Annotated in this window: 4 protein-coding genes and 1 pseudogene; all 5 read left to right on the top strand. The window is 74.4% G+C overall.

The genetic code is table 11. From position 1 onward, the window contains the following. Window positions 1-70: 70 nt before the first annotated feature. Window positions 71-1528, top strand: a complete 1458-nt coding sequence (locus PYV61_RS19820; RefSeq protein WP_275834857.1) for an ABC transporter permease — start codon at window positions 71-73, stop codon at window positions 1526-1528. Continuing rightward, window positions 1525-2997 (top strand): TolC family protein, encoded by a 1473-nt coding sequence (locus PYV61_RS19815; RefSeq protein WP_275834856.1) that lies wholly within the window; start codon window positions 1525-1527, stop codon window positions 2995-2997. Before PYV61_RS19820 ends, PYV61_RS19815 begins: the two co-directional genes overlap by 4 nt. A 42-nt stretch (window positions 2998-3039) precedes the next feature. Continuing rightward, complete coding sequence (trmFO, locus tag PYV61_RS19810; RefSeq protein WP_275834854.1) at window positions 3040-4401, top strand: methylenetetrahydrofolate--tRNA-(uracil(54)-C(5))-methyltransferase (FADH(2)-oxidizing) TrmFO; 1362 nt, start codon at window positions 3040-3042, stop codon at window positions 4399-4401. Further along, a complete protein-coding gene (locus tag PYV61_RS19805; RefSeq protein WP_275834852.1) occupies window positions 4398-5345 on the top strand; it encodes a tyrosine recombinase XerC in 948 nt (315 codons plus the stop codon). Before trmFO ends, PYV61_RS19805 begins: the two co-directional genes overlap by 4 nt. A gap of 57 nt (window positions 5346-5402) precedes the next feature. Next, window positions 5403-5843 (top strand): annotated as a pseudogene (locus PYV61_RS19800) (hypothetical protein); the annotation flags it as partial.

The following is a 5843-nucleotide window of genomic DNA, read 5'->3' as shown; positions in this document are numbered from 1 at the left end:
GACTTCGCGGTGCCGCCGTCGGCGCCCGCCGCCCAGAAGGCCGCCGGCGCGACCTCGCGCTGAGCGGGCCATGGGAGCCGTCACCCAGCCGCGCGGGGCGACCTACGCCCCGCCCGCGGAACCCCCGGGCGCGCCCGCCGGCGCCCCGGCGCCGCACGGCGCCGACCGCGCCGCCACCCTCCGCCTGATCGCCTTCGGCCTCCGCGCCGCGATCGAGGCGGTGGGGCACAACACGCTCCGCGCCGCCCTCACCTCGCTCGGCATCCTCTTCGGCGTCGCCTCGGTCATCGCCATGCTGGCGATCGGCAAGGGCGCCGAGCAGGAGATCCTGGCGCAGATGAAGCTCCTCGGCTCCAACAACGTCATCGTGACGCCGTCGGTCGAGCAGAAGGAGGAGAAGGCGCAGGAGCGGGACGACAAGGAATCGAAGCGGTTCAGCCCCGGGCTCACCGCGCTCGACGCGCAGAGCATCCGCGACATCGTCCCGCAGGTGCGCGCGGTCAGCACCGAGCTGTCGCTGCAGTCCACCGCGACGCGCGAGGGGCAGCGCCGGTCGGTCAAGCTGGTCGGCGTCGACAGCGCCTACTTCGACGCCTTCAACCTGGACTTCGCCGAGGGCTCCGGCTTCGCGCCCATCCACCTCGAGCGCGGGATGTCGGTGGCCGTGATCGGCAGCGGGCTGCGCGCGCGCTTCTTCACCAAGGAGCCGCCGGTCGGGCGCCGCATCAAGGTCGGCGAGAACTGGCTCACGGTGGTCGGCGTGCTCGCCCCGCGCCCGGTCTCCGAGCAGACGGCGCAGCGGCTCGGCATCCGCGACGCCAACATGGACGTCTACGTCCCGCTGGCGACGGCGCTGGTACGCTACCGCAACCGCGCGCAGATCACCAACCGCGACGTCGAGCGGGCCTCGCAGGAGTTCGACGACGGCGAGGCGACGAAGAACGAGGACGCCGCCACGCGCGCCGAGCGGCTCAACCAGAACCAGCTCGACCGGCTGGTGGTGCAGGTGGCCGACGCGCGCTACGTGGGGCAGGTGGCCGACGTGGTGCGCCGCCTCATGGAGCGCCGCCACAACCAGGTCATCGACTTCGAGGTCGCCGTCCCCGAGATGCTCCTCAAGCAGGAGCAGCGCACCAAGACGATCTTCAACGTCGTCCTCGGCGCCATCGCGTCCATCTCGCTGATCGTCGGCGGGATCGGGATCATGAACATCATGCTCGCGTCGGTGCTGGAGCGCATCCGCGAGATCGGCGTGCGCCGCGCCCTCGGGGCCAGCCAGCGCGACGTGCTGGCGCAGTTCCTCGCCGAGGCGGTGCTCATCAGCCTCGCCGGCGGGATGGCGGGGATCATGCTCGGCGTCGCGCTCTCGTACGGGATCGAGCGGTTCGCGAAGATCGCCACCATCGTGTCGCCCCTCTCCGTCATCGTCGCCTTCGGCGTCTCGCTGACCGTGGGGCTCGTGTTCGGCATCGTCCCCGCGTGGCGCGCCGCCCGCCAGGATCCCGTCGTCTGCCTGCGCTACGAATGACCGCCGCCCGCCGCACCTCCGCCCTGGCGCTGCTGCTGCTCGCGGCGCCCCTCGCCGCGCAGGCCCCGGTCGCGCCGCTCACCCTCGACGACGCCGTCGGGCGCGCGCTCGGCAGCGGGCCGTCCGCGCGCGCCGCGCAGAGCTCGCTCGACGCCGCGCGCTGGCGCGAACGCTCGTTCTTCGCGCGCCTGATGCCGCAGCTCGGCTTCCGGGGGACGCTCCCCAGCTACCGCCGCGCCATCACGCCGATCGTCCAGCCGGACGGCACCATCCGCTACCTCGGGCAGCGGCTGACCACGAGCACGGCGGCGCTGACGCTCAGCCAGCCGATCGCGCTCACCGGCGGGACCTTCTTCGTCGAGTCGGCGCTCGAGCGCACCGACCTGTCGGGGGACCGCGGCGCGTCGCGGCTCTGGCAGTCGACGCCGTTCACCATCGGCGTCGAGCAGCGGCTCTTCCGGCCGAACACCATCGCCTGGAACTCCCGCGAGCAGGACCTGCAGCTCGACGTCGCCGAGCGGTCGTTCGTCGAGGCGCGCGAGCAGGCGTCGGAGGCCGCCGCCGGCGCGTACTTCGACCTGTACGCGGCGCAGATGAACCTCGCGAACGCCGAGACCAACGCCGCGGTCAACGACTCGCTCTTCCTCCTCTCCAAGGGGCGGTTCGAGGTCGGGCGCATCGGCGAGAACGACCTCCTGCAGAGCGAGCTGGCCCTCCTCCGCGCCCGCGCCGCCGCCGACGAGGCGCGGCTGCAGCGCGACCGCGCGCGCTCGTCGCTCAACCTCCTGCTCGGCGCACCCCCCGACGCCGAGGTGACGGTCGCGCCGCCCGCCGGCGCGCCGTCGCTGACCGCGCCGGACCCCGACCGCGCGGTCGCCGAGGCGCGGCGCAACGCCGCCCGCAACCTGGAGCTCGACCTGCAGGAGGTGCGCGCCGAGCGCGGGCTGCGCGAGGCGCGGCTCAACAACGGGTTCGGCATGACGGTGCGCGCCAGCTACGGCTACAACCAGACGGCCCCGCTCTTCGGCGGCGCGTACGAGTCCCTGCTCAACCAGCAGACGGCCAACGTGTCGGTCGAGGTGCCGGTGGTGCAGTGGCGGGCGGGGAAGGCGGCCGTCGAGGCGGCCCGCGCCGACCGCCAGCGCACCGAGGTGCAGACGCGCGTCGCGCGCCTCACGCTGGAGCAGGACGCGCGCTTCGCCGCGCTCGGCGTCGCCCAGGCCGCCCGCCAGCTCGCGCTGGCCGCCAAGGCCGACACCGTCGGCGAGAAGCGGTTCGAGATCGCCAAGAACCGCTACGTCATCGGGCGCATCGCGATCACCGACCTGTTCATCGCCCAGAGCGAGAAGGACGCCGCCCGCGCCGCCTCCATCCAGGCGCTGCGCGCGTACTGGCTGGCGTACTACCGGCTCCGCCGCCTGACGCTCTACGACTTCGTGACCGGCCAGCCGCTGCGCGCCGAGGGCTGACCGCGGCGGGGCCCGCGGGGGGCGGCCGGTGTAGATTCCGGTATGCCTCCCGAGCTCCACATCGTCGGCGGCGGCCTGGCCGGCTCCGAAGCCGCCTGGCAGCTGGCCCAGCGCGGGCACCGCGTCGTCCTCCACGAGATGCGCCCGGTGCGCCCGACCCCCGCGCACCGCACCGACCGGCTGGGCGAGCTGGTGTGCTCCAACACCTTCAAGAGCACCGAGCCGTCCAACGCGCACGGGCTGCTCAAGGCCGAGATGCGCCTCCTCGGCTCGCTGATCCTGTCGGCGGCCGACCGCGCGCGCGTCCCCGGCGGAAGCGCGCTCACCGTCGACCGCGAGCTCTTCTCGGCGGCGGTGCACGAGGCGCTGCACGCGCACCCCAACGTCCGCGTCGCGCGCGGCGAGGCGACGGCGCTGCCGGAGCCCGGGATCGTCGCCACAGGCCCGCTGACCTCCGACGCGCTGGCCGAGGCGATCCGCGCCCGCCTCGGCGTCGAGTCGCTGGCGTTCTACGACGCCATCGCGCCGGTGCTCGCCGTCGACTCGATCGACCACGACGTGGCGTTCCGTGCGTCGCGCTGGGGCCGCGAGACGATGGAGGGGGCGGGGGAGGAGGGGGCGTACCTCAACTGCCCGATGACGCGCGCCGAGTACGAGGCGTTCATGGCCGCGCTCACGACGGCCGACCAGGCCAGCGCGCACGGCTTCGACGAGGTGCCGTACTTCGAGGGGTGCATGCCCGTCGAGGAGATGGCGCGCCGCGGGCACGACACGCTGCGCTTCGGCCCCCTCAAGCCGGTCGGGCTGCGCGACCCGCGCACGGGGCAGCGCCCGTGGGCCGTCGTGCAGCTGCGCATGGAGGACCGCGCTGGCCGGATGTGGAACATGGTCGGCTTCCAGACGCGCCTCCGCTATCCCGAGCAGCAGCGCGTCTTCCGCATGATCCCCGCGCTGGCCAACGCGGAGTTCCTGCGCTTCGGCTCCATCCACCGCAACTCGTACCTCAACTCCCCGGGCGCGCTGCTGCCGCACCTCGCGCTCAAGGACGCGCCGACCACGCTGTTCGCCGGCCAGCTCACCGGCGTCGAGGGCTACACCGAGAGCACCGCGACGGGGATCCTGGCGGCGGTGAACCTCGCGCGCCTGCTCGACGGCGACGATCCCGTGCTCCCGCCGCCGACGACGATGCTCGGCGCGCTGTACCGCTACCTGCGCGAGGCCGATCCGCGCCACTTCCAGCCGATGAACGCGAACTTCGGCCTTGTCGACGACCTCGAGGCGACGCCGCGCGACAAGCAGGAGAAGCGGGCGCGCCTCGCCGAGCGCGCGCTGGCCGACCTGGTGACGTGGCGCGACGCGGCGGGGATCGCGCCCGTGGCCGTCCCCGAGCCGGCGGCCGTGTGAGCGACGACGAGCGCCCCGCGCCGCCGCCGCTCGCCCCCGAGGTCGCGGACTTCCTGACGCACCTCGAGAAGGAGCGCGACGTCTCGCCCAACACGCGCCGCGCGTACGAGCGCGACCTCCGCGAGCTGACCGGCTACCTCCAGCGCCAGCTCGGCGAGCGCTTCGCGTGGGACGCGGTCGACCGCCTGCTCATGCGCGGCTACCTCGGCCACCTCACGCGGCGCGGTCTCGCGCGGCGCTCGGTGGCGCGCGCGCTGTCGTCGGCGCGCAGCTTCTTCCGCTTCCTCCACCGCGAGGAACTGGTCGAGGCGAACCCGGCGCGCGCCGTCGGCAGCCCGAAGCTGGAGCGGCGGCTCCCCGGCTACCTCGACCGCGCGCAGGCGCAGGCGCTCTTCGACCTCGCCGAGACGCGCGCGCAGTCGCTGCGCTTCGTCGACGTGCGCAACCTCGCGATCGTCGAGCTGCTGTACTCGGCGGGGCTGCGCGTCAGCGAGCTGCAGGGGATCAACGCGTCGGACCTCGACCTGCTGTCGCAGCAGGTCAAGGTGCGCGGCAAGGGGCGCAAGGAGCGCATCGTCCCCGTGGGCGACCACGCGCTGCGCGCGCTGCGCAACTACGAGGCGCGCCGCGACGAGCTGCATCGTCGGCTCGGCGGCAAGGTCGAGCGCGGCGCCTTCTTCCTCAACGAGCGGGGGAAGCGGCTGGGCGTGCGCGCGGTGCAGAGCGCCGTGACCGGGCTCCTGCGCGCGGTGGACGAGGAGCGCGGGCTGTCGACCCACGCGCTGCGGCACACGTTCGCGACGCACCTCGTCGACGGCGGCGCCGACCTGCGCGCCGTGCAGGAGCTGCTCGGGCACGCGTCGATCTCGACCACGCAGATCTACACGCACACCAGCGTCGAGCGCCTCCGGCAGGTCTACCGGAAGGCGCATCCGCGCGCCTGACCCGGCCCGGCGGCGCCCCGGCGCGGGGCGCGCAAGGAACTTGCATCACGGCCGGGCATGCCACTCGAAACCGTCCCCCTGGTCCTCGCCGGCCTGGTCGGGCTGATCGGCATCGGCCTGGTCGCCGACGGCTGGCTCCCCGACTCCGCCCCCCGCATCGACGAGCGCCGCCGCCGCGCTCGTGCCGAGCGCGACCGTGTGGGCGAGATCCTGATCGGGCTCGGCATGCTCGCGCTCGCCGCGGCCCTCGCCGGGCGCGACGCGTGGCGGTGGGGGACGGTGGCCATGCTCGGCGGCGTGCTCCTCCTCGCGGCCGGCGCCGTGCGCAACGGGCGCTACCTGGTCGAGCGCGTCCGCAACCGGGGGAGCGCGCGCCGCCGACGCGGGCGTGAGCGGCGGGTCCACGCCGCGCTCGAGCGCCCCGTGCCGCTCATGGTCGCCTCCGACGCGGACCGCCGCGGCGGCGAGCGGCGCGACGGCTTCGACCGCGACACGCGC

The organism is Roseisolibacter sp. H3M3-2, assembly GCF_029211165.1.
Classification (GTDB): Bacteria; Gemmatimonadota; Gemmatimonadetes; order Gemmatimonadales; family Gemmatimonadaceae; genus Roseisolibacter.
The sequence above is the reverse complement of the archived record's forward strand: the minus strand, read 5'-3'. Positions and strand labels throughout refer to the sequence as shown.